The 23,465-nt window shown below is 70.7% G+C and carries 15 protein-coding genes; 5 read left to right on the forward strand and 10 right to left on the reverse strand.

Translation table 11 applies throughout. From position 1 onward, the window contains the following. Position 1: 1 nt before the first annotated feature. Genes clpB through ACFQSB_RS08515 form a run of 3 tightly spaced genes read right to left on the reverse strand, consistent with a single transcriptional unit; the run spans position 2 to position 3,893 of the window. Positions 2–2,620, reverse strand: a complete 2,619-nt coding sequence (clpB, locus tag ACFQSB_RS08505; RefSeq protein WP_380825425.1) for an ATP-dependent chaperone ClpB — start codon at positions 2,618–2,620, stop codon at positions 2–4. Continuing rightward, on the reverse strand, positions 2,611–2,922 hold the full coding sequence (locus ACFQSB_RS08510) for a chaperone modulator CbpM (RefSeq protein ID WP_380825427.1): 312 nt from the start codon (positions 2,920–2,922) through the stop codon (positions 2,611–2,613). Before ACFQSB_RS08510 ends, clpB begins: the two co-directional genes overlap by 10 nt. Continuing rightward, entirely contained in the window at positions 2,919–3,893 is a 975-nt protein-coding gene (locus tag ACFQSB_RS08515) for a DnaJ C-terminal domain-containing protein (protein WP_380825429.1), read from the reverse strand. The genes ACFQSB_RS08510 and ACFQSB_RS08515 overlap by 4 nt, the downstream gene beginning before the upstream one ends. Before the next feature lie 928 nt (positions 3,894–4,821). Between ACFQSB_RS08515 and ACFQSB_RS08520 the strand changes: the two genes are divergently transcribed. The 3 genes from ACFQSB_RS08520 to ACFQSB_RS08530 all read left to right on the forward strand — a co-directional run bounded on the left by ACFQSB_RS08520 (position 4,822) and on the right by ACFQSB_RS08530 (position 7,398). Continuing rightward, on the forward strand, positions 4,822–5,160 hold the full coding sequence (locus ACFQSB_RS08520) for a hypothetical protein (protein ID WP_380825430.1): 339 nt from the start codon (positions 4,822–4,824) through the stop codon (positions 5,158–5,160). A 157-nt stretch (positions 5,161–5,317) separates the two neighbouring features. Next, positions 5,318–5,956 carry an adenylate kinase family protein gene (locus ACFQSB_RS08525; protein ID WP_380825431.1) on the forward strand — a complete coding sequence of 213 codons (639 nt, stop codon included), beginning with the start codon at positions 5,318–5,320 and terminating at the stop codon, positions 5,954–5,956. A gap of 59 nt (positions 5,957–6,015) precedes the next feature. After that, positions 6,016–7,398, forward strand: coding sequence for an NAD-dependent succinate-semialdehyde dehydrogenase (locus ACFQSB_RS08530; protein WP_380825433.1), 1,383 nt, complete (start codon positions 6,016–6,018; stop codon positions 7,396–7,398). A 261-nt stretch (positions 7,399–7,659) separates the two neighbouring features. Here ACFQSB_RS08530 and ACFQSB_RS08535 read toward each other — a convergent pair whose 3' ends face one another. Both ACFQSB_RS08535 and ACFQSB_RS08540 read right to left on the reverse strand, forming a co-directional pair. Beyond that, a complete protein-coding gene (locus ACFQSB_RS08535) occupies positions 7,660–8,277 on the reverse strand; it encodes a hypothetical protein (RefSeq protein WP_380825434.1) in 618 nt (205 codons plus the stop codon). Between the two features lie 410 nt (positions 8,278–8,687). Next, entirely contained in the window at positions 8,688–9,281 is a 594-nt protein-coding gene (locus ACFQSB_RS08540; RefSeq protein ID WP_380825437.1) for a CHRD domain-containing protein, read from the reverse strand. 788 nt (positions 9,282–10,069) lie between these two features. Here ACFQSB_RS08540 and ACFQSB_RS08545 point away from each other — a divergent pair. After that, on the forward strand, positions 10,070–10,768 hold the full coding sequence (locus ACFQSB_RS08545; RefSeq protein WP_380825439.1) for a CBS domain-containing protein: 699 nt from the start codon (positions 10,070–10,072) through the stop codon (positions 10,766–10,768). A 100-nt stretch (positions 10,769–10,868) separates the two neighbouring features. On the opposite strand, the gene ACFQSB_RS08550 is transcribed toward ACFQSB_RS08545, so the two are convergent. The 3 genes from ACFQSB_RS08550 to ACFQSB_RS08560 form a co-directional block, all read right to left on the reverse strand. Continuing rightward, positions 10,869–12,146 carry a chymotrypsin family serine protease gene (locus ACFQSB_RS08550; RefSeq protein ID WP_380825440.1) on the reverse strand — a complete coding sequence of 426 codons (1,278 nt, stop codon included), beginning with the start codon at positions 12,144–12,146 and terminating at the stop codon, positions 10,869–10,871. Between the two features lie 340 nt (positions 12,147–12,486). After that, a complete protein-coding gene (locus ACFQSB_RS08555) occupies positions 12,487–15,588 on the reverse strand; it encodes a helix-turn-helix transcriptional regulator (RefSeq protein WP_380825441.1) in 3,102 nt (1,033 codons plus the stop codon). A gap of 116 nt (positions 15,589–15,704) precedes the next feature. Continuing rightward, positions 15,705–17,627: a multicopper oxidase family protein gene (locus ACFQSB_RS08560; RefSeq protein ID WP_380825444.1), complete on the reverse strand. Its 1,923-nt coding sequence runs from the start codon at positions 17,625–17,627 to the stop codon at positions 15,705–15,707. Positions 17,628–17,919: 292 nt separating this feature from the next. Here ACFQSB_RS08560 and ACFQSB_RS08565 point away from each other — a divergent pair, with 292 nt between their 5' ends. Beyond that, positions 17,920–20,466 (forward strand): cation-translocating P-type ATPase, encoded by a 2,547-nt coding sequence (locus tag ACFQSB_RS08565; RefSeq protein ID WP_380825445.1) that lies wholly within the window; start codon positions 17,920–17,922, stop codon positions 20,464–20,466. Here the strand turns inward: ACFQSB_RS08565 and ACFQSB_RS08570 are convergent. Both ACFQSB_RS08570 and adhE read right to left on the reverse strand, forming a co-directional pair. Next, the gene (locus ACFQSB_RS08570) at positions 20,372–20,593 is read right to left on the reverse strand and encodes a Na+/H+ antiporter NhaA (protein ID WP_380825446.1); all 222 of its coding nucleotides are present in this window, start codon (positions 20,591–20,593) and stop codon (positions 20,372–20,374) included. The genes ACFQSB_RS08565 and ACFQSB_RS08570 overlap by 95 nt on opposite strands. 4 nt (positions 20,594–20,597) lie before the next feature. Next, positions 20,598–23,225: a bifunctional acetaldehyde-CoA/alcohol dehydrogenase gene (gene adhE / locus ACFQSB_RS08575; RefSeq protein ID WP_380825447.1), complete on the reverse strand. Its 2,628-nt coding sequence runs from the start codon at positions 23,223–23,225 to the stop codon at positions 20,598–20,600. Between the last annotated feature and the right edge of the window lie 240 nt (positions 23,226–23,465).

Here is a 23,465-nt window from a genome sequence, read left to right on the forward strand (position 1 = left end):
GTCAGACCTCCGGATTCTCATACGTCACCGACAGTGTGCCGCCGGTCATTCCGACGCGGATGACCGCGCCGTCGAGAGCGTCGCCGGCGACCAGGGCGCGGGCGACACGGGTCTCGACCTCGCGGGCGATGAAGCGGCGCAGCGGCCGTGCGCCGTAGACGGGGTCGTAGCCCTGCTCGGCGATGAAGCGCACGGCCTCGGGTGTGACCTCCAGCGTCATCCTGCGTTCGGCGAGCCGCATTCTGATCTCGGTGAACATCAGTGACACGATCTGCTCGATCTCCGGTTCGGTGAGCGGTTTGAACAGCACGATGTCGTCGATCCGGTTGAGGAACTCGGGCCGGAACCGCGCGCGCAGCTCGGCCATCACCATCTCGCGGACCTCGGGGTCGATCTCGCCCGCCGGACCGGCCTTCTCGCTCAGGAAGTGCGAGCCGATATTGGACGTCATGATGATCACGGTGTTACGGAAGTCGACCGTACGGCCCTGGGCATCGGTGAGCCGCCCGTCATCGAGCACCTGCAGCAGGGTGTTGAAGACGTCCGTGTGCGCCTTCTCGATCTCGTCGAACAGCACGACCGAGTACGGCTTGCGCCGTACGGCCTCGGTGAGCTGGCCGCCCTCCTCGTACCCGATGTACCCGGGCGGGGCGCCGACCAGCCGGCTGACGGTGTGGCGCTCCTGGTACTCGCTCATGTCGACGCGGACCATGTTGTCCTGGGTGTCGAACAACGCCTCGGCGAGAGTCTTGGCCAGTTCGGTCTTTCCGACGCCGGTCGGACCGAGGAAGATGAACGAGCCGATGGGCCGGCGCGGATCCTTGATCCCGGAGCGCGCCCGGATGATCGCGTCGGCGACGGCCCGCACGGCCTCGTCCTGACCGATGACGCGCTCGTGCAGGATCTGGTCGAGGTGCAGCAGCTTCTCCCGCTCGCCTTCCTGGAGCCTGCTGACCGGGATGCCGGTCCAGCGGGACACGATGCCGGCGATCTCCTCTTCCGTCACGACCTCACGGAGCAACCGCCCGGCACCGTGCTTGGATTCCAGCTGCGTCTCTGCGGCCTCCAGCTTGCGTTCCAGCTCGGGCAACCTGCCGTGCGTCAGCTCGGCGGCACGGTTCAGGTCGTACATGCGTTCGGCCTGTTCGGCCTCGCGCCGGACCACCTCGATCTCCTGGCGCAGTTGCTGCACCTTGTGCAATGCGCGCCGCTCGGCCTCCCACTGGGCACGCATGGCGTCGGCCTGGGCGCGCAGATCGGCGAGCTCGGCGCGCAACGCCTCCAGGCGGGTCCGGCTCGCCGGGTCGTCCTCATTGGCGAGGGCCGCCTCCTCGATCTCCAGGCGCATCACCCGGCGCGTGAGCTCGTCCAGCTCGGCCGGCATGGAGTCGATCTCCGTACGGAGCATCGCGCACGCCTCGTCGACCAGGTCGATCGCTTTGTCGGGCAGGAAGCGGTCGCTGATGTAGCGATGGCTCAGGACGACCGACGCGACGATGGCGCTGTCGGTGACCTTCACCCCGTGGAACACCTCGAGGCGCTCGCGCAGGCCGCGCAGGATGGAGACGGAGTCCTCCACCGACGGCTCGTCCACGAAGACGGGCTGGAAGCGGCGCTCCAGCGCGGCGTCCTTCTCGATGTGCTTGCGGTATTCGGTGACCGTCGTGGCGCCGATCATGTGGAGTTCGCCGCGGGCCAGCATCGGCTTCAGCATGTTCCCTGCGTCCATGGAACCCTCGGCCGCACCCGCGCCGACGACGTTGTGGACCTCGTCGACGAACAGCAGGATCCGCCCTTCCGCCGAGGTGACCTCGGTCAGCACGGCCTTGAGGCGTTCCTCGAACTCGCCGCGATATTTCGCCCCCGCGACGAGGGCGCCCACGTCGAGACTGAAAATCGTCTTGTCCTTCAGGCCCTCCGGGACGTCACCGCGGGCGATGCGCTGGGCGAGGCCCTCGACGATCGCGGTCTTGCCGACTCCCGGATCGCCGATGAGAACGGGATTGTTCTTGGTCTTGCGCGACAGGATCTGCACGACCCTGCGGATCTCGCCGTCGCGGCCGATAACGGGGTCCAGTTTGTCCGCCCTGGCGGCGGTCACCAGGTTGCGGCCGTACTTCTCCAGAGCCTCGTAGGCGACTTCCGGGTTGGCAGAGGTCACTCGCTGGTTGCCGCGCACCTGTGTGAGGACCTCCAGGAAGCGCTCGCGGTTCACCCCGTGCGCTTTGAGCAGCCGCCCGGCGGCGGTGTCCGGCCCCTCGTCGAGCAACGCCAGTAGCAGGTGCTCGACCGAGACGTACTCGTCCTTCAGCCTCTTGGCCTCTCGATCGGCCGCTTCCAGCAGGCGGGACAGCCGCTGGGTCAGGTACACCTGACCGGGTGCGGCGCCGGGACCGGTCACGCGGGGCCGGCGTTCCAACTCGGCCTCCAACTCCAGGGTCAGCTTGTCCACGCCGGCGCCGACGGCTGAGAGCAGGCGGGGAACCAGCCCTTCGGACTGTTCCAGCAACGCGAGCAGGAGATGCTCGCCGTCGACTTCGGTGTGCCCGAGGCGGGTCGCCTTTGTCTGCGCGCTATGCAGGGCCTCCTGTGACTTCTGAGTAAGGCGGTTCACGTCCATGGCACACCTCCGGGAGTTCTCGCGCGGGTCCGCAGAGCCGCTTCGAGCTCCGCGATGCGGTCGAGCAGGTCCGCCACCAGGCCCAGCGAGGCGTAGTTGACGGCCAATTGCGTGTGCAGCCGCTGGAAGCGCCCGGCGGCCGCGAGCTGGGAGGGCGGGAAGCAGAGATCCCCCGTCGCGTCGCGAAAGGCATCGAACAGGCCGAGCGCGACCAGGCGGCGCACCAACTCCGGATGCGAACCGGTCGCCCGTGCGAAAGACTCCAGGTCCAGGAGCGGGAGCCGTACGAGGAGATGGCTCATGGCCGGGTCCTCCCGTCCGATGCGGAGCGCGGGTTGAAGCCGGAGACGTCGGCCAGTTGCTCATAGAGGCGGCGCTCCTCGGCGCTCAGCGTGCGAGGGACCATGATCTGGACCTCGGCGAACAGATCCCCGGGATCGCCGCGAGGGTTGGGCATACCCTGCCCCCGCAGGCGCAGGCGGCGCCCGGAGGAGGAACCAGGCGGAACCTTGACCTTCGCCTCCCCGCCCGGGGTCTCGACCGCCACGGTCGCGCCCAGCGCGGCCTCCGACGGGGTGAGGGGAAGCCGGACATGGACGTCCCGTCCCTCGACGCGGTAGCGGGGATGATCAGTGATTCGCGCGATCAAGTAGAGGTCGCCGCTCTTCGCGCCGCCGGCGCCCTCGCCGCCCTGACCCGCGAGCCGGATCCGCTGCCCGTTACGGACGCCCGGGGGGATTGTGATCTCCAGCGGACGGGAACCTCCGCGGTGGGGAAGGGTGATCGTGCGGTGGCCGCCGCGGTAGGCCTCCTCGACCGTCAGCGGCAACTCGGCCTCCTGGTCGGCGCCGGGCATCGGACCCCAACGGCGGCCCGCACGTCCCCCGCGCCCTCCGAACATGCCGCCGAACAGCTCCTCGAAGTCGATGCCCTCTCCAGTGTCGAACCGGACCTCCTGCCCGGCCGGACCGCGTGCCCATCCGGCCCGGCCTCCTGTGCCCGCCCCGGCCCCGGCCCGGGCGTACGCCGCCGGGTCCACTCCCTCGGGCACCTGCCGGAAGTCCCGGCCGAAGGCGTCGTAGCGCCGCCGAGTGTCGGGATCGGACAGCACGTCGTATGCCTCCGACACCTCCTTGAAACGGTCCTCGGCCTCGGGGTCCTTGTTGACGTCGGGATGATAGGAGCGCGCTAGCTTGCGGTAGGCCCGCTGTATCTCCTCGGGGCCGGCCGTTCGCGGTACCCCGAGGATGTCGTAGAAGTCGCGATCGGCCATATCGCCCTATCCCCCTGCCATTCCCGCGCGTTCTTCTCGGCTCCTCGCTTACCCGGTTCCACTGATCCCGCAATGCGCCGTCGGACGCTCCCGGCCAGGAGGTCCGTATGCGCGAACCCGACCCCGCGACCGTCTGCCTCGGCCTATTCGAAGGTCTTTGCGGCCACCCATGCGAGTTGCACACGAACTCCGGGGCCACCAAGATCTCGTAGCTGCCGGCCACGACCGCAGGCAGTGACACGAACGCCCTGCGCTGCATGGCGTAGACGATCGCGCCCCAATTCAGGCCGAACACCATCGCGGAACCCAGGGTCCACGATCAGGGCTGGCGATGAGAGACACCGGGCCGACCAGCAGCCCGATCCATACACCGGAGCTCGCGCGCCCGTGAACAACGCCCAGCCGAGGGTCCAGCGGCCTAGCACCTTCTTCTCACCACCGCAGACCGTCCCTACGATGGACGCATGGTCCATTCTCATGGACCAACCTCTGCGGTTGACTGTTCCGCTGCCGTGGAGCCTCGGTCACGCGCCGTCGGCCACAGCCCAAAGAGCGACCCCACGACCTCTGACCTCTCCATCCAGTGAAATGGCCCGGATCGCTCCCACGACACCCCCGAATACCCATTTTCAGATCAAACAACGCAGGCGGCAGGCGAGGGCCGGGCTCATTGGGCCTGACCCGCCCGTGGTCGCGGAGAGGATCTTCCACCCTCCCTCCCCGAGTCCGTCGATGTGATCTCGCTTCACCAGCCAGGGGCGACCGTCAATACCTGTGGATCAAGATCTTTACGCAGCGTCGGGTCACTGCTCATCGTCCCGGTAGTGGGCCAGGATCCGGCACGGTCAAGAAACGGTCCGGCGCGTGCGCGAGAGCCGGTGGCGGGAACGATGAAGGGAAGTTCACGAAGCGCCGGGGGGTGACGGCGATGACGATGCTGGTCGAAGTCGCCGTGGAGCGCTACAGATTCGTCTGCGGGCGCTGCGGGCACACCTGGACGGCGGACTACGACGTGCAGTACGTGAGCGACGACGTCGGCGCGACGTTCGCCTTCTACCGGCTCGACGGTGTTCCGGTTGTGCCCCCCACCGGCGACGAGATCATCTGTCCCAACTGCGGCACCATGGGCGTCAGGGCCATCATCGAAGGGCGCCGCGACAGCCTGCCCGCACTCTTGGACAGCGACCAGCCGCGCCGACGGGTCACGGCCAGCCCGGAACAGCGCCGTGCATCGGTTCCGCACCTGCCGGCGGTCGGCGGGCCGTGACGACGGCCGGCGCGGTCGGCGCCCTGGCGCGGCTTCGCGTCGCTGTCGCCGAACACCCTGGAGGAAATGCGAAATCACGGCACCGCCCCGAAGACCCGGATGACGCTGCTGCGCGAGCGGGTCCAGGCGATGAGAACAGGTGTGTGATGGTCTTACGATGCGTAAGTATCTGCTGGTAGGGGTGCCGGGGAGCGGCAAGAGCACCCACACCGCCATGCTGACCCGGGACTTCGATCTCGTGCGGATCGGCGCCGGGGACATCCTCCGGTGGCATGTCGGCCATCACACCAAGATCGGCGCACGCGTACGAGAGACCATGGCGGCCGGCCGGCTGGTCGATGACTCCCTCGTGGAAGGGATCATGCGTGAGCGCCTGGAGCAGCACGATTGGAACCACGGGTTCGTCCTTGACGGATTCCCGCGGAACCGGCGGCAGGCGGAGTTCTTCCTCGAGCGGTACGACGTCGACGCCGTCATCTGCCTCGACGTGCCCGATGCACAGGCTCGCGACCGTGCACTGTCCAGACGGATGTGCGGCGACTGCGGCCTCGACGACAACCTCATCGAGGGCCGGCCCCGGCGCGAGGGCGTCTGCGCCTCCTGCGGCGGCCGCCTCGAGGCGCGGGAGGACGACACCCCGGAAGCGCTCACTGTCCGGATCAACGACCATCGGGGAAGCATCGGCGCCCTGCTGGACCGGCTCCGGCACAAGGCTCCGGTCTTCGTCGTCGACGCGAGCCGCGATCTGGACATCGTCCAGGAGGAGATCCGTATGCTCCTTGGGCTCCCCTCTTAACGTTTCGGCCGTCGGCAAGGCGGGCATAAGACCCGACTAGGCATATTCGGGGGGGAATCATGCCTTATCAATCGGTCAATCCTTACAGTGGTGAGGTCGTCGCCACGTTCCCGGAGATCACCGACGCGGAACTCGAGGACGCCCTGTCACGTGCTCGGTCGGCGTACGGGGAATGGCGTCGGCGAAGCTTCGACGAGCGAGCGGCCGTCACCAGACACGCGGCCCGGATCCTGCGTGAGCGGCGGGACGAGTTCGCCCGGCTGCTGACCCTGGAGATGGGAAAGCGGATCGGCGAGAGCGTCGAAGAGGTGCTCCTGAGCGCCGACATCTTCGACTACTACGCCGACAACGCCGAGGACTTCCTCAAGCCGGTCCCGATCGACACGCGTAGGGGCGAGGCGGTCGTCGTCAGCAGCCCGCTAGGTGTCCTGTTCGGCGTGCAGCCGTGGAACTTCCCGTACTACCAGCTGGCGCGATTCGCGGTCCCCAACGTGATGGCGGGAAACGTCGTCATGGTCAAGCACGCGTCGGGCGTACCCCGGTCCGCGCTGGCCTTCGAGGATCTCTACCGCGAGGCCGGTGCGCCGGATGGCGTCTACACCAACCTTTTCGTCACCAAGGAGCAGGTCGGGAAGGTGATCGACGATCCGCGCGTGATGGGGGTGGCCCTGACCGGCAGCGAGCAGGCGGGCAGTGTCATCGCGACGCGCGCCGGCAAGGCGATCAAGAGGACCACCCTTGAACTGGGCGGCAGCGACCCGCTGATCGCCATGCCCGACGCCGATCTGGGTCCGACGGTCCACTGGGCCGCGTGGGGCCGCCTCAACAACTGCGGGCAGTCCTGCGTGGCCACCAAGCGGCTCCTCATCCACGAGCAGATCGCCGACAAGTTCCTCGAGGAGTTCATCGCGGCCATAAGCGGGTTGGTCGCCGGGGACCCGATGGACGAGCGGACCACCCTGCCGCCGATGTCATCCCAGTCGGCCGCCGACAAGCTGAAGGCACAGGTGGCCGAGGCGGTCGAGCACGGTGCCCGGGCGACCGAGGTCGGCCCTCCGGTGCCGGAGACCGGAGCGTTCGTCCAGCCGACGATCCTCACCGACGTGAGCCGCGACAACCCGGTCTACGGCCAGGAGCTCTTCGGCCCAGTGGCGATGTTCTTCAGAGTCCGGGACGAGGACGAGGCGATCGCCATCGCCAACGACACCGGCTTCGGGCTCGGTGGCGCGGTCTTCACCTCCGACATCGAGCACGGCAAGAAGATCGCTCACCGCATCGAGAGCGGCATGGTCTTCATCAACCATCCCACCTGGACCGCGCCCGAGTTGCCGTTCGGTGGCATCAAACAGTCCGGTTACGGGCGGGAGCTGTCCTGGCTCGGCATCCAGGAGTTCGTCAACAAGAAGCTGATCGACATCGTTCCGCTCGACGCCGCGCCGTGAGCATGCCCGGCCACGAGCGCTACCAAGGTTGAAGATGCGCGGGGCCCGACGGAGTGTCGTTGTGGCAGCACCTACCAATGTCGATGCGCCCGGCCGCGGGCGACCGACCCGTTATCGCGTGCGCCTCCGTCTGCGGCGTTGTCCACATCGGAAGAAGGCGGAGACGGCCCGGCCGACTGTCATCAACCTCATGACCGAGTACATCTAGACGGTGGACATCACGCTCTGTCTGACGACACATCACCTTCTCCTTTCTCTCGTTCAGTGGCCGTGGTCGCCGTGCCCACTGGGCTCGGGCTCGGGGTCGGCGGTGGCCGGTTCGGGGCTCGTCGGCGTCTGAGCCGCGGTCCGCGTGGAGCGCAGGGTGAAGCCGGCGGTGCGGACCTGGCCCTGGTGCTTGAAGTCCAGGAACAGCCGGTAGTCGCCGTCGCTGGGCACCTCGGCGTGGAAGACGATCTCGGGTCCGGGCTTGGTGCGGCCGTCGCCGGGCGCGCCGTCGGGATGGACGTGCAGGTAGGCAAGGTCTCCGGCCCGCAGGGCCACCAGGTGCCCATAGGCGCCGAGGTACGGCTCCAGATCGGTCACCGGCTCCCCCTTCTTGGTCACCCGCAACGTCAGCCTGCTCGACCGTCCGGGAACCAGGTCGCCGCCGAGGCCGACGGAGTAGCCGTCGACCTCGACCTCGCGAGTGACCGCCGGCAACGCCCTCGGCTCATAATCGCCTGCCACCAGCAGATCGGCGCCCAACGTCATCGCGCTGCCACCGGCGGGCGCGAAGTCGGCGAACACCCGGTAGGCGCCCGCGGCGGGCAGCGTGAGCGTGACCGACCACACCCCGTCAGAGGTCAGAGCGGACGACCGTCGCCGCCGATGCAACACATGGGGATACTGTACCCCCCTAGGGTACTTAGAGATGAGGTGTCGCTCCTTCGGGAGCGCCTGGTTCAGTGCGTCGCGGAGGCCATCGGCAAGAGCGGTCCCGAGGCTGAGGCCGAGATCCAGGAGGCCCCGAGGCCGAGGCCGGAATCATGGAGGCCTCCGACGCCCCGGCTCGTCCGTGACGGTCATGGAGGGGTTGATCCGTCGCCGCTGTGGTGGAAGCGGGATACGAGGTCGTGCGGGACCCGTGAAAGGAGATGTGGCAGGAGGCGTTACGCGCCTCCGGCCACATCTCTATTCGTCACGACGTGGGCTTTCGTTTTTCACCTCACGCCCGGGTCGCGAGCCGGCCGGCCCGGCCCCGGCCTATGACCTGCCGAACCGGTGCATGATTCCGCGCGGGTGACCGGTTACCAGCGGCCGGTCTTGAGGAGCTGGCCGCGCACGGCGCCGTCGGCGAACTGCTTGGTGTGCATGTTGGCGTACCAGTTCCTCGGGTTCTTCTTGATCCCGGCCAGCACGCTGAGGTCCTTGACCTTCACCGAACCGAAGGCGGTGTTGCCGCGGATCTTCCCGTCGTGCAGCAGGTCGATCACCACCGGGCCGTTGACGCCCGCCTTACCGCGGTGGATGTGGAACGCGGTCGGCCTGCCGGTCCGCTTCCACTGCACCAGATAGAACATCCGGTCGCCCTGGATGCGGAACTTGGCCACCGCCACACCATCGCGGTCGTTGACCTTCTTACCCGGCTCGCGCACCTCGTTCCGGCCCAGCAGCACCGCACCGAAGTAGTAGCTCTTGGGCTTCACCGTCACGTGCCCGGCAGCCGAAACGGTGGACGCGGCGGACACGGACGCGGCGGAGGTCGCGGCCGGGGTGGTCGCCGCGCCTGCCGGGATCGCCGCGATCCCGACGGCGAGGGCCGCGGTCACCGCGCCGGCCGCGACACGGCCGGCCAGACGCTGCCAGGAGGTGGTGGTACCGGTGGTCTGCTGAACGTTCATCACAAAGCTTCTTTCGTGAGGGAGGCGCCGAATCGCTCGTTTCGGACATCCCAGACGTTAGGCCGACCGTCGCCGCGTCTATACGTAGGAATCCACACAACACCGCTTACGTGCATAACGGCACACATCCCGCCCCATCGCCCACTCACCACGGCGCGGCGCCCGCGATTCAGGGCAGCTCTGCCACCCGCGTCCTCAAGATCACGGGGGTGGGCGCTCGCCGATTCGCGGCACTTCCATGCCGTGCGTCACGGAACATGATCTCCGGCTCGCGCCATCCACCGTGTTCAGCAGGCGAGCCTCCACCCTTGACCTGCCGTCACCAGCGCGTCGATCTCGAGAATCGAGTGGCGATCGTTGTGCCGGACGTGAGGGCTCCGTCGATGGACCGGCATGCCACGGGTTATCCACAGTTTCCACAGAGTCGTACACAGGTTCGAATGTGATCTTTGCCGCCGCCGGACCACCACTCCCGCCCGGTACCGCAACCTGCTCCGGACCCCCGAGGTTCACGGTGCAGCACCGCGAGTCGCGCACGCCCAGGGGGACGACCGGCTCGTGAACCACGTGGCCGAGACGGCTCCACCCTCAGAAAAGCCGCCTGGCCTGGTCCCCATCCGGATCCGGTGGGGCCGAATGTCTCGGGGCACGGGACCTTCGTCTCTTCGCCGCTGATCCCGTTCCACGATTCGATGAAGAGGAGCGTGGGCGGGGCGTGGGCGCTGCCGCGGACGGGGACGCTCGCAGCGAGAGACGGGCGCCGCGCCGGCGCCCGGAGGGAGCCGATCATGCACAAGAAGGTGCGGGACGTGATGACCTGGCAGGTCGCATCCGTCAACGGCAGCACCCCCTTCAAGGACGTGGCCGAGGTGCTCGTGCGTCACGGTGTGAGCGCCGTGCCGGTGGTGGACGGCGAAGGACACGTGATCGGCGTCCTCTCCGAGGCCGATCTGCTGCGCAAGGAGGAGTTCAGGCAGCGCTACTACGGCGAGGACTACCGGCCTCCCCTGCGGGCCAGGCTGCGCCGGCGCATCGGCGGCGGTTCCGACCCTGAGGAGAAGGCGCGCGGCGAGACGGCCGCCGAGCTGATGACCGCGCCGGCGATCACCTGCAGGCCGTACGCCAGTGTGGTGGCCGCCGCCCGGGCCATGGACGTGCACGGGGTGAAACGGCTGCCGGTGGTCGACGAGGAAGGTCTGCTGGTGGGCATCGTCAGCCGTCACGACGTGCTCAAGGTCTTCACGCGCACCGACGACGACATCGCCGCCGAGATCCGCGACGACATCCTCAGCGGCCCCCTGTGGATGGACACCTCAGGAGTCCGGGTCTCGGTGTCGCAGGGTGTGGTGACCGTCGGCGGTGAGATCGCCCATCACAGCGAGGCCCGGACCATCGTGGCCATGATCGGGCGGGTCAACGGCGTGGTGGACGTGCTCGACGAACTGCGGTGGCGACAGGACGACACCTTGAGTGCCGGGCGGAAATGAGGGGCCGAGCCGGCTCCACGTCAGCGGCCGCCGCGTCCACGGCTCGGAGTCGCGGGCCGGCTCGGTCGGCTTCATGAGGTTGTCGAAACCGCGGGGTGGTTCAGCCGGTCTTCACGGAGATCCCGAAGTCGCGGACGGCCGTAGCGAAGTCCTGGTAGTAGAAGGTCGAGCCGTTGTGGGCGGTGACCGTTCCCTTCGCCACGACGTTGTAGTCGCCGCTCAGGGCGAAGACCGGGCCGCCGCTGTCGCCGGCCTGGCTCGGCAGCCCGCCGTCGGTGCGGCGCGCGACGATGAGGTCCGACCAGTACTCGGTGTTGCCGTAGGCGTCGAGGTACCAGCCTCCGTAGGCGAAGTCGGCGGTGTTCTGGATCCCGCAGACGGCGCCGCTCGTGGAGCCTGACTGGCAGACCCACTCGTTGGCGTAGACCCAGTCCCAGCCGGCGACGCCCTTGGTGAAGGTGCCCGAGGAGTCGCCGTCCCAGATGCGCCCGGCGGAGCTCGCGGTGATGAGGAGGATGTCGTGACCGGGGTTCTCCTGGGCGCCGGTTCCGACCCACAGGCCGGTGCCGGGGGTGGTCCAGGAACCGTTGTGCCAGCCGCCGCCGGTCCGGCCGCAGTGACCGGCGGTCAGCAGGTAGCTCTGACCGCCGCCGTCGGTGACGGCCCAGCCGGCCGTGCACCGGGCGTGGTTGTCGTCGTTGATGATCGCGCCGCCGCCGTAGTAGGGGTCGTAGTCGTTGTACCGGCCGTCGGCCTGCGGGACCTCCCCCGTGACGTAGGTGACCGGAACGCCGCCGACCGTCGTCGCCCGAGGGGCGAGCGTCTTGGCCGCGGCCTTGGTGGTCACGACGAGCCCGGCGCCGGTGACCGAGCCGGCCACCTGGGTGAGCGCCCCCTGCGGGTTCTTCCTCAGGTCGGCCAGCAGGCCGGCCGCGGCCTTCTTGAGCTCGGCCTGGGAGTGACGCGCGGCCTTGACCTCGACGGCCGCGACGCCGCGCGCCTTGGCCAGGGCGCTGTTCACGGAGGCGGGGAGCCTGCCCTTCCACCACAGCTCGACCGACTTGGGCTGCAGGACGATGCCGGCGAACCCGCCGGCCGCCCCTTCCTTCTCGACGGCCCAGGAGATCTTCGACGCCGCTTCCTTCAGCGGAACCTGGTCGAGCATCTTCTGCCGGATGTCCGCCGGAACGTGGCTGAACGGGACGGCCTCGACGGCGTTCTTGCCCGCGCCGGGAGCGGGATCGGGATCGGGATCGGCCAGAGCGGAGGTCGTGCTGAGCGCGGTCACGCTCAGCACGACCGCGCTCAGGACCCCCACGTACCGTGCCGCCGACCTGCGCGGGCCGGCTAACGTGCCGCGATGTGCTGCGATTGGCATCATTTCCCCTTGATCGTGGACAGGGTGACGGAGGCCGTCATGCGGCTCCGTTTCGCCTTTGGAGGGATCCGATCCGCGGGGCGCGGTCATCGGAGGAGTCGAGTCATTTCACCGAGCGCGCCGGGGCTTCGCCATCGCCGCCGAATAACCGAACGATTCCGGCATCCGGCGACCGGCCCGTGCCGGTTCGGCCGGCATGCCGCCACAGACGGCATGCCGGTTAACACGGTCCGCCGGTTCAGAGAGCACACCGGTTCAGAGGGCATGCCGGGTCCCGCGGTCCGCCACAGAAGGCTTGCCGGGTCGCAGGATCCGCCGGATCAGAGGGCAGGGATCAGGGTCACCGCGTCAGGGCGCGGCGCAGTTCGGCGAGGGAGCCGACTCCGAGGATGTCGTGTGCTTCACGGAGCAGCGTGGTGACCGTGTCCAGGTCGAGGACCATGCTGTAGGCGATCTCGGATTCGGAGCGTCCGTCCGCGGCGAGCAGGGCGACGCGTCGCCGGCGCGGATCCAGCGCGTTGGTCCGCCGGCGCTGGAGGTGAGGAGCGTCCCCGAGGCGCCGGGCGACGGCGTCGGCCAGACCCAGGGCGCCGCACTCGTCGGCCAGGGTCAGCGCCTCCGACAGCGGCACGCGCGCGTCGTGGCCGGTCCGCGGCGAGGACGTGGGGTCCCTCCTGGTCAGGGCCGCGCCGAGTTCGGCCAGAGCGTGGGCCAGTTCGAGGCGGTGCGGGGTGGGGCGCAGGATCCGGACCGCCTCCTCGAGCGGTTCCGCGGCCGAGGCCGGTCGCAGCGCGGCCAGCGTGCGCAGGGCTCGCGCACGGACCAGCGGGCTGCCGAATCGCTCCGCCCGCCGCATCCCGACGTCCACGATCTCGCGGGCCTGGTCCGGCGCGGTGTGCCGCAACACCTGGGCGAGGTCGAAGCGCCACATGCACACCGACGGGTTGAGCAGCGACGCGTGTTCCAGCCACTGCCCGAGCCGGCGCAGCGTGGCGGCGGCGCCGGCGGTCTGGCCGCGTGCGATCTGGAGGGCGCCGCGGACCGCGTTCGGTATGGGGAGCACCAAGGCGTCGGCCGAGGAGGCGCCGTACCGGCGCTCGCCGTACACCGCCTCCGCGCGGTCGACGTCGCCGCGCGCGAGCAGTGCCTCGATCAGGGTGCCGGTGGCGAACTGCTCCGCGGGCGTCCCGGGGCCGGTGCGGTCGGCCAGGCGCAGCGCGATCTCGGCGTCGGCGACCGCGTCGGCGATCCTGCCCTCCCGCAGGGCCACGTTGCCCAGGTGGACGCGGGCGAAGGTGAGGTGGGTGCCGCGCCAGCCGTTGCGGTCGAACTCGTCCACCGCCTGCTCGAACAGGCGACCGGACGTCGCCAGGTCGTCGGAGAACAGGTGGACGAACGCGGTCACGGTGCCGACCTCCATGCCCTGGTCGAGGTCGGCGAACGACACGCCGTCGCGGATCACGGGCCCGATGGCCTGCGCCGCGGCGGTGCGGGGCTCCCCGCGCAGCACCAGGCTCCACGCGTGCAGGGCGATCATCAGACGCTCCACGTGGGTGGCGCCCCGCAGCGGCGGGGCGGCCCGGTCGAGCAGCAGCATGCGGTCGGGCCGGTGCGGGTCGTCGGCCCACCAGGTGGCCCACAGCAACTGCTCGGCCCGCAGGCGGTCGCGGAGACCGTCGTCCCGGCAGCCGTCCAGGGCCCGGTCGAGCGATCGGACGGCGTCGCCGAGCCGGTTGGCGTAGCCGTACACCTTGGCGAGCGCGATCGCGGCCTCGACGCCCTGGGCGTCGTCGGCGGCCTGCTCGCGGGCGGCGAGCAGTTCGGGGATGGCCGTGGCCACCTCGCCCAGCGCAAGCGCCTGCCCGTAACGCGTTCGCACCTGGCAACGCCGGGCGGGCGGGGGCGGCTCGGCGACCCCGCGCCCGAGGTAGCGGGCCGCCGTGGCCGCCAGGCCGGAGCCCATCGCCGCGTCGGCCGCGGCGACCAGCCGGTCGACCACCCAGGGGTCGCCCGCGGCGTTGACCCGCAGCAGGTGGGCGGCCACCGGCTGGAGGCCGGCGTCGGCCTGGTGCAGCGACCGTGCCGCCGCGAGGTGGGTGTCGCTGCGCTGCGAGGGGTCGATGTCGTCGTAGACCGCGCTCCGGATGATGGGGTGCCGGAAGTCGACGCTGGAGTGGTCGGCCAGGATCCCGGCTCTGCAGAGCAGGTCGTACGCGCGCCTGCCCTCCTCACAGGTCAGTCCGGCGAGGTGGACGGCCTGGCCGAGGGGGATACCGGGGCCGAGCACGGCGATGGTGCGGGCCAGCCGCTCCGCCGGCGGCCCGAGCGTGCGCAGACGCTCGTTGAGGTGCACCACGACCTGGCGGGGGGTGAGGCGGGCGACGCGCGCGGCGGATCCGGCCGTCGGCGCGAGCCGCCGCTCGCGGGCCAGGTCGATCATCCACCGCAGGTAGAACGGGTTGCCGCCGCTGTGCCGGTGGAAGGCCGCGCAGAACGTCTCGTCCGGAGGGGAGCCCGGAGGTCCGAGGCCGCGGCCCACGATGGCGCGCACGGCGTCCAGGCTGAGCGGCCGGGGCCGGATGACGGAGGTGGCGCGCAGGGTGACACGGGTGAGCGCCGGTGGCTGCGCGGGCTCGTCCGGCCGGCAGGCCAGCAGCAACACCACGGGCAGTCCGGCCAGCCTGTCGCTGAGGAACTCCAGCCAGTTCAGCGACTCCTCGTCCAGCCAGTGCGCGTCGTCGACGGCCAGCAGCAGCGATTCGTCGCCGCCGGCGGGGTCGGTGGCGTTGACCAGCAGCCAGTACAGGGCTTCGGTGAGGCCGATCTCCGAACCTCGCCGGGTGTGCGGGAGGCCGAGGGGGACCCGCGCGAACGCGGCGGCGCCGGCGAACAGGCGCTGCCGGTCGTGGCCACTGTGGCCGGCCGCCCAGCGGCCGAGCAGCGTCCGGACGCCGCTGAAGGCCATCGTCTGGTCGAGTTGGTTGCCGCGCACCACCAAGGGGGTGATCCCGCGCACGGCGCTCTCCGCGCACACCCGCGCGAGCAGTTCGGACTTGCCGATGCCCGCGGGGCCCTCGACCACGATCGTGGCCCCCGCCCGTCCGCGGACCTCGTCGAGCACCGAGGAGCAGGAGTCCAGGTAGTCGTCGCGTTCGAAGATGCCGTTGTCCGCGGCGGTGTGGCCGGGAAGCCGCAGCGCCTGCAGAACGTGCTGCTCGTCCAGCCCGGCTCTCCCCGCGGCGCGGGCACAGGCCACGCAGCCGGCGATGACCTTGGCGACGAATTCGTCCCGCAGTCGCCGTTTGCCGGCCATCGCCTCGGAGAAGGTGGCCGCCGCGACCCCGCTGCGGCGAGCCAGCGTCGCGTCGGTGGGACCGCCCACGACCCGCTGCAAGGTGCGCAGCCGGCGCCGGAGATGATCGTCGGGATCCGGGTGAGCCATCCTGCTCCTCACGTTCCTGGAACGTGCCGCAGGGGTCAGGCTACAGCCGGCAAATGCCGCGTACGACGCATTTTCCCGCGGCCGCGACCAGCGGCGGAGGCGGGATCGCGGCGCCTTCAGCCCGTCACGCGGTAGGGGCGCATCATCTCGTTGTCCTCGTGCTCGAGGAGGTGGCAGTGCCAGACGAACAGCCCTGCCCGGTCGAACGTCGCCCTGATCCGGGTGATCTCGTGGGGATAGGCGATCACCGTGTCCTTGAACCCCGTCTCCCAGCGCTCCGGAGACCGGGAGGCGCCGGTGAACGGCTGCCGGTCGACCACCTCGAACTGCGCCTCGTGGATGTGGATGGGGTGGGCGTCCACCGTCCGGTTGTGGATCTCCCAGACCTCCGTGGAGCCCACCACGGGGGTCTCGGTGATCGGATCGGACCACATCCTCGCCCTGACCCCGCCGTCGACGGTGCCGAGCAGCGCCGCCGTCGGCGGGGCGCCGGCGATGGTGGCCGAGGTCTGTTCCAGCAGGGCGACCTTGCGGGTCTTCGTCTCCGGGGCGAGCGGGCCGGGCGCGGGAAGGGCGAGCCGGTCGGGAGGCTCGCTGAGATCCGGTTCCACCGATTCCCGCACGAGGAACTTCATCACCTGCCCGGTCGTCGCCGGGTCGGCCGGGGCGGCCCGCGGATCCCCGCGGTAGGCCCCGTCGGGTCCTTCGTTGATGAGGTACAGCTCCGAGTCCTGAGGCATGCGGGTGAAGTCGACGATCACGTCGGCTCGCTCGGCCGGGGCGAGCAGGAGCCTGCCGAGTTCGACGGGCTCGGGCAGGAACCCCCCGTCCGAGCCGATCTGCCAGAAGGGCAGGGCCGGAGCCACCGGGCGTTTCGCGGCGGGCCGCGTGACGATCTTCAGGTCGAGGACCCGCGCGTTGCAGCCGTTCAGGAAGCGGAACCGGTAGCGGCGCGGCTCGACCGTCAGGTACGGCCAGGTGCGGCCGTTGACCATCATGGCGGTGCCGAAGAACTCCGGGTTCCAGATCGGCGGAAGATCGCTGTGGGGGATGTAGGGCCCCGCGATCCGGTCGAAGTCCCTGCGGCTGCCGGGATAGTGAAGCGAGCCGTCGGCGTCGAACGAGCGATCTTGGATGACGATCGGGATCTCGTGGTACCGGGTGCCGGCGGGATCGCCTCGCCGTGGCGCCGGTCCCGGCAGCATGGGTGCCGGCAGGTCGGACGGACCGCCGCGCAGCAGGTAGAAGCCCGCCAGGCCCGCGTACACGTTGAGCCGGGTCACGCCCAGCGCGTGATCGTGGTACCACATCGTGGTGGGGGGCTGGTCGTTCCCGTAACGGAACACCGCGGACCCCGGGCGCCAGGAGATGCCGGTCCGGTCGGCGAAGCCGGCGGCGAAAGCCGCGTACTGGGAGCCTTCGGTCGCGTAGTGCGGAGGGATGTCTCTCGCTCGCGGGAGGTACCACGCCTCGGGGAAACCGTCGCTGTCCTCGAGATTGTGCCCGCCGTGCAGATGGGTGACGATCGGCACCGGCCCGTCGTATCGGCCGGGGGTGGAGGTCAGGTCGGGACCCGAATCACGGCCCCGCACGCCGCCCCCCGGGTTGGCCCAATGAAGGGTCGGGTCCACCGGCAACAGGTGCGGCAGGTGGCGGCCGTCCCCGTCGACCAGTTCGTTCGCCCACGTCACCAGGACGGGCCTGTCGACCGTGGCCTCCAGGGTGAACCCGGGCGAGCTGAAGGTGCGTGGGTGCCGGACCGACCCGTAGCCCCAGACCGTGGTCGCCGGGCTCCTCGGAGGGAGGATCTGCTGCCGGAACCGCCGGACCCCGATGAGGTACCGGTCCACGGGATCGCCCGCCGCGGAGAGGGACGGCATGACCGGAGGAACGGCGAGCGGGGTGACGTACTTGGCGATCGCCGCCGGGTCCATCATGCCCCAGGGGGCCGCCGCGCCTCCCAGGCGCAGGCGCCGCCCGGCGACCAGGAGGAAGGCGCCCGCCGCGCCCGTCTTCATGAACTCACGTCTCGTGATCACCTCGGCCTCCTCGGATGTCGGACGAGAATGTCCAACTCAGGCCGGTCACGACGCCGTCGGGTCGTCTCCGCGACCAACCGCTCCACGGCTCATCGAGGACCATCAGTACTTCTACCTGCGAATCTACACCTGCCGCCATCCGGGGCACCGGCGGTCGCGCGTCCGGTCCGTGCGGCTCGTGCGGCCCGGCCCGCCGCCCCGCCAGGGGACCAAAGACTCTGTGCCCGCGGCGTCGCCGGTCAGAGGCTCGAACCATGACCCGATCACTCGCCGGCCGCGCCGGAGTCGACCCATGACCAGGGGAGATGTCACCGCGACCGCCGCCGGCCGCGGCCTGTCGTCCGCGGAGGCGGCCGCACGACTGGAACGGGACGGGGCGAACCTGCTTCCCCGGAGACCGCCCGTCCCGCTGTGGCGGCGCGTCGCCGCCCAGCTCCGCGACCCGCTCATCCTGGTCCTTCTGGTGGCGACGGCGCTGACCCTGGCCACGGGCGACTGGACCGACATGGCCGTGATCATGCTGGTGATCGTGGTCAACACCTCGGTAGGGGTCGTCCAGGAGGTCCGGGCCGACCGCGCCATCACCGCCCTGTCCGAACTGACCGCTCCAACGGCGCGCGTGGTACGCGACGGCACGCAGACGCAGGTCCCGGCGGCCGGCGTCGTCGTCGGTGACGTCGTGGTGCTGGCCGAGGGGGACATCGTCCCCGCCGACGCCGAGTTGGTGGAGGCGGCCGGGCTGCTCATCGACGAGTCGGCCCTGACGGGCGAGTCCGTCCCGGTGGACAAGGGCGCCGGCCGGCCGGTGTCCGCGGGCACGGTCGTGGCCCGGGGGCGCGGACGGGCGGTGGTCACCGCGGTCGGAGCGGCCGGCACGGCCGGGCGCATAGCGTCCATGATGGTCAACGGCGGCGGTCTCACCCCCCTCCAGCGGCGGCTGACCGATGTCGGCCGCATGCTGGCCGGCGTCACCGTGCTGCTGTGCGTGATCGTGCTCGCCCTCGGCCTGGTCCGCGGCCTGCCGGTCGAGCTGATGGTCGTGACCGCCATCAGCCTGGTGGTGGCGGCCGTCCCGGAGTCGCTGCCCGCGGTCGTCACCTTGAGCCTGGCGCTGGGAGCGCGCCGCATGGCCGCACGCGACGCCCTGGTGCGCAGGCTGCCCGCCGTCGAGACCCTCGGCTCGGTCACCGTGCTGGCCACCGACAAGACCGGCACGCTCACCGAGGGAAGAATGGTCGCCCGGCTGGTGTGGACCCCGGCCGGAGAAGCGCGGCTCACCGGCTCCGGCTATGCCCCCGACGGCCGGATCATCCCCGAAGGGGCCGTCGGCGCCGAGGCGTTCACCGACCTGCTGACCGCGGCGGCATTGTGCAACGACGCGCGACTGACGCCGGACCCGCGCGGCCGGTGGCCGGCGCTGGGCGATCCCACCGAGGCCGCCCTGCTCGCCGCCGCCGCCAAGCTGGGCCTGGACCGGTCACAGACGCAGCAGCGCTTCCCGCGGGTCGCCGAGCGGCCCTTCGACAGCGGGCGCAAGCGCATGACGACCGTCCACCGGACGCCCGGCGGCCACGCCCGGACGATCTGCAAGGGCGCGCCCGAGGCGCTGCTCCATCCCTCCGTCCTGACCGACGCCCCCGCGGTCCTCACCCGTGCCCGCGAGCGCGCCGACCGGCTCGCCCAGAACGGCTACCGGGTGCTGGCCGTCGCCGCGTCGGACCTGGACGACGTCCCGGCGACCGTCGAGGAGCGCGGGTTGACGCTGCTCGGGCTGATCGCGATCCTCGATCCGCCGCGGCCGGCCGCGGCGGCCGCCATCGACGCCTGCAAGCGCGCCGGGATCAGGCCCGTCCTCATCACCGGCGACCACCCGGGGACGGCTCGCGCCGTCGCCACCGACCTCGGCATCATCGAGACCGGCGGCCGGGTCGTCGACTGCCGCGACGCCGGCGCACCGGGCGAGGGCACCGCGAGCGTGTACGCCCGGGCCACGCCCGAGCAGAAGCTCGACATCATCGAGAGCATGCGTCATCGCGGCGACACGCTGGCGATGACCGGGGACGGCGTCAACGACGGGCCCGCGCTGAGACGCGCCGACATCGGCGTGGCGATGGGCGAGCGCGGCACGGAAGTGGCCCGCCAGGCGGCCGATCTGGTGCTGGCCGACGACGACCTCGACACGGTGGTCGCCGCCGTCGAGGAGGGCCGCCGCGTCTACACCAACATCCGCCGCTTCCTGGTCTACGGGCTGTCCGGCGGCGCGGCCGAGATCGCCGTGATGCTGCTGGGCCCGTTCGCCGGGCTCACACTCCCGCTGCTGCCCGCGCAGATCCTGTGGATCAACCTGCTCACCCACGGGCTTCCGGGCGTGGCCCTGGGCGGCGAGCCCGCCCTGCCGGGGTCCATGAGCAGGCCGCCCCGGCCGCCCACCCAGAGCATCCTGGGGGCCGGCCTGTGGCAGCGCGTGCTCCGGATCGCCATCGTCCTCACCGCCGTCACCCTGGGCGTCGCCATCTGGGCCCACCAGACCGGACGCCCGTGGCAGAGCATGGCCTTCTTCGCCCTCGGCGCCACCCAGCTCGGCGTGGCGATCGGCTCCCGCACCCGGCCCGGCTCCTCGGCCAACCCCGCGCTGCTGCTCGCGGTCGCCGGAGCCCTCGTGCTCCAGCTGGCCGGGCTCTACCTCCCGCCGCTCCGCGAACTCCTCGGGACCCGGCCCCTGGCCCCGGGCGACCTGCTGATCGTCACCGCCCTGTCCACCCTCGGCTACGTCGCCACCCGTCTCGACCGCGTCCTCCACCGGTCCGTCTACACCCCGTCCTCCGGCCCCGCGCGGTAGGTGGCACCAGGGCCACCAGGTACAGGACCGCCGGCACGGCGGCGCCGCCGAAGGCGGCGGCCACCGGCACCGCCGCCCGCCGCGGGTCGCGCAGGTCCCCGGCGACGAACTCGCGTTTGAGCTCCACGCGCTCATCGTCCGGGCGTGCCGTAGTAGGCCGTGCGCATGAGGGACCGCATGTCGTCGAGCATCGGCATGCGGGGGTTGGCGGGGGCGCACTGGTCCTCGTAGGCGTTGCGCGCCTGCTGGGGGAGCGCGGCGATGAACTCCTTCTCGTCGATGCCCATGGCCTGGAAGGACGGCTCGATGCCGGCGGCGTCGCGGAGCCGTTCGATGGCGGCGGCCAGGGACTCGACGCCCTGCTCCGGGGTCGCGGCGGGCAGGTCCAGCGCGTGCGCGATCTCCTGGAAGCGCTCGGGGGCGCGGTAGTGCTCGTACTTCGGCCAGCCGGTCGGCTTGGCCGGGATCGTGCCGTTGTAGCGGATCACGTGCGGCAGCAGCACCGCGTTGGTCCGGCCGTGGGCGATGTGGAAGCTCGCGCCCAGCGTGTGGGACATGGCGTGGACGATGCCGAGGAAGGCGTTGCCGAAGGCCATGCCGGCGATGGACCCGGCGTTGTGCATCCGCTCGCGCGCGACCGGGTCGCCGGATCCGTGCCGCACGGCGCTCTCCAGGTTGCCCATGATCAGCTTGATGGCGTGCAGGGCCAGGCCGTCGGTGAAGTCGCTGGCGTAGACCGACACGTACGCCTCGATGGCGTGGGTCAGGGCGTCGAAGCCGCTGTCGGCGGTGACGGTCGGCGGCAGATCGGCGGCCAGGACCGGGTCGACGATGGCGACGCTCGGAGTGAGGGAGTAGTCGGCCAGCGGGTACTTCTTGCCCGTGGCGGTGTCGGTGATCACGGCGAACGGCGTGACCTCGGCCCCGGTGCCGGAGGTCGTCGGCACGCAGACCAGCCGCGCGAGGCCGCCCAGCGCCGGGAACCTGAAGGCCCGCTTGCGGATGTCGAAGAACTTCTGCCGCATGTCGGCGAACACGACCTCGGGGTGCTCGTAGCGCAGCCACATCACCTTGGCCGCGTCCATCGCCGATCCCCCGCCGAGGGCGATGATCGTGTCGGGGCGGAACGCGCGCATCAGCTCGGCGCCGCGGTCCACGGTGGCGACGCTCGGCTCCGGCTCGACGTCGTCGATGATCTGAAGTGCCACCCGCTCGGCGCGGCGGCCCACCACGGTGAGGATCCGGTCGACGTAGCCGAGCCGGGTCATGGTCGCGTCGGTGACGATCGTCACCCGGTGCACGCCGGGCATGTCGGTCAGGTAGCGGATCGCGTGCGGCTCGAAGTAGATCTTCGCGGGCACCTTGAACCACTGGAGGTTGTTGGTACGGCGTCCGATCCGCTTGATGTTCAGCAGGTCGACGGCGGAGACGTTGTGGGAGATCGAGTTGCGGCCGTAGCTGCCGCAGCCCAGGGTCAGGGAGGGGATGAAGGCGTTGTAGACGTCGCCGAGGCCGCCCTGCGACGAAGGGGCGTTCCAGATGATCCGCACGGCCTTCACCCTCGCTCCGAACCTTTCCACCAGCGCCTCGTCACGGGTGTGGACGGCGGCGCTGTGGCCGAGGCCGCCGAACTCCACCATGCGCTCGGCCAGGACGATGCCCTCCTCGGCGCCGGCCGCGCGCAGCACCGCCAGCACCGGGCAGAGCTTCTCCCTGGTCAGCGGCTCGGCCGGGCCCACCTGACCGACCTCGGCCAAGATGATCGAGGTGCCTTCCGGCACGGTGAAACCGGCCCGCCCGGCGATCCAGGCGGCGGACCGGCCGACGACGTCGGGATTGATCCTGGTACAGGCCCCGGGTGCGCCCGTGGCCGCGCCGAACAGCAGGTCCTCCAGCTTCCGCTTCTCCTCCGGCGTGGCCAGGTAGGCGTGCAGCGCGCCGAACTCGGCGAGCGTGGCGTCGTACACGGCCGCGTCGATGATGACCGCCTGCTCGGAGGCGCAGATCATGCCGTTGTCGAACGCCTTGGACAGCACGATGTCGTTGACGGCCCGGCGCAGGTCGGCCGTGCGTTCGACGTACGCGGGCACGTTCCCCGGGCCGACGCCGAGCGCGGGCTTGCCCGCCGAGTACGCCGCGTGGACCATGCCGCCGCCGCCGGTGGCCAGGATCGTGGACACGCCGTCATGGCGCATGAGCGCGCTGGTGGCGACCGGCGACGGGTCCTCGATCCACTGCACGCAGTGCTCCGGCGCGCCCGCGGCGACGGCCGCGTCGCGGACGACCCTCGCCGCCGCGGCGCTGCACTCCTGTGCCGCGGGGTGGAAGGCGAACACGATCGGGTTGCGGGTCTTCAGGGCGATCAGGGCCTTGAAGATCGTGGTGGAGGTGGGGTTGGTGACCGGGGTGATCCCGCAGACCACGCCGACCGGTTCGGCGATCTCCACCAGGCCGCTGATGTCGTCGCGGGCGATGACGCCGACGGTCTTGAGCGCCGCCATGCCGTTGGTCACGTGCTCGCAGGCGTAGACGTTCTTCACCGCCTTGTCCTCGAACAACCCGCGGCCGGTCTCCCGTACCGCCAGTTCGGCCAGCCCGGCGTGCTCGTCGAGCGCGGCGACCGACGCCTTCTTCACGATGTGGTCCACCTGTTCCTGGTCGAAGGCCGCGTACTCCTCCAGCGCCTTGAGCCCGTTCCCGACAAGGGCGTCGACCATCTCGCTGACGGCGGCCGGTACGTGCGCCACGTGCGCGGTCATGTGATCACCTCGGCATCTCGTGTGATGCGGTCACTCCGAGCATCTCGATCCGCCGCCTCCGGCACCGGAGCGCTTGGACCTTGATCCCCTGCCCGAACGACACCCCGGCTCGGGACCTTGGACCCCGGTCCGCGCCCGCGCCGCTCCTGTACCGGCGCCGAGGGCGCCGCGGAGGGCTGAGGCGGCGGACAGGTCGAGATGACGGCCGGGGTCGCGCGGGCGACCCCGGCCGTCATCGGG

The sequence above is a fragment of the Sphaerisporangium rhizosphaerae genome, from assembly GCF_042665155.1.
In the GTDB taxonomy this organism is placed as follows: domain Bacteria; phylum Actinomycetota; class Actinomycetes; order Streptosporangiales; family Streptosporangiaceae; genus Sphaerisporangium; species Sphaerisporangium rhizosphaerae.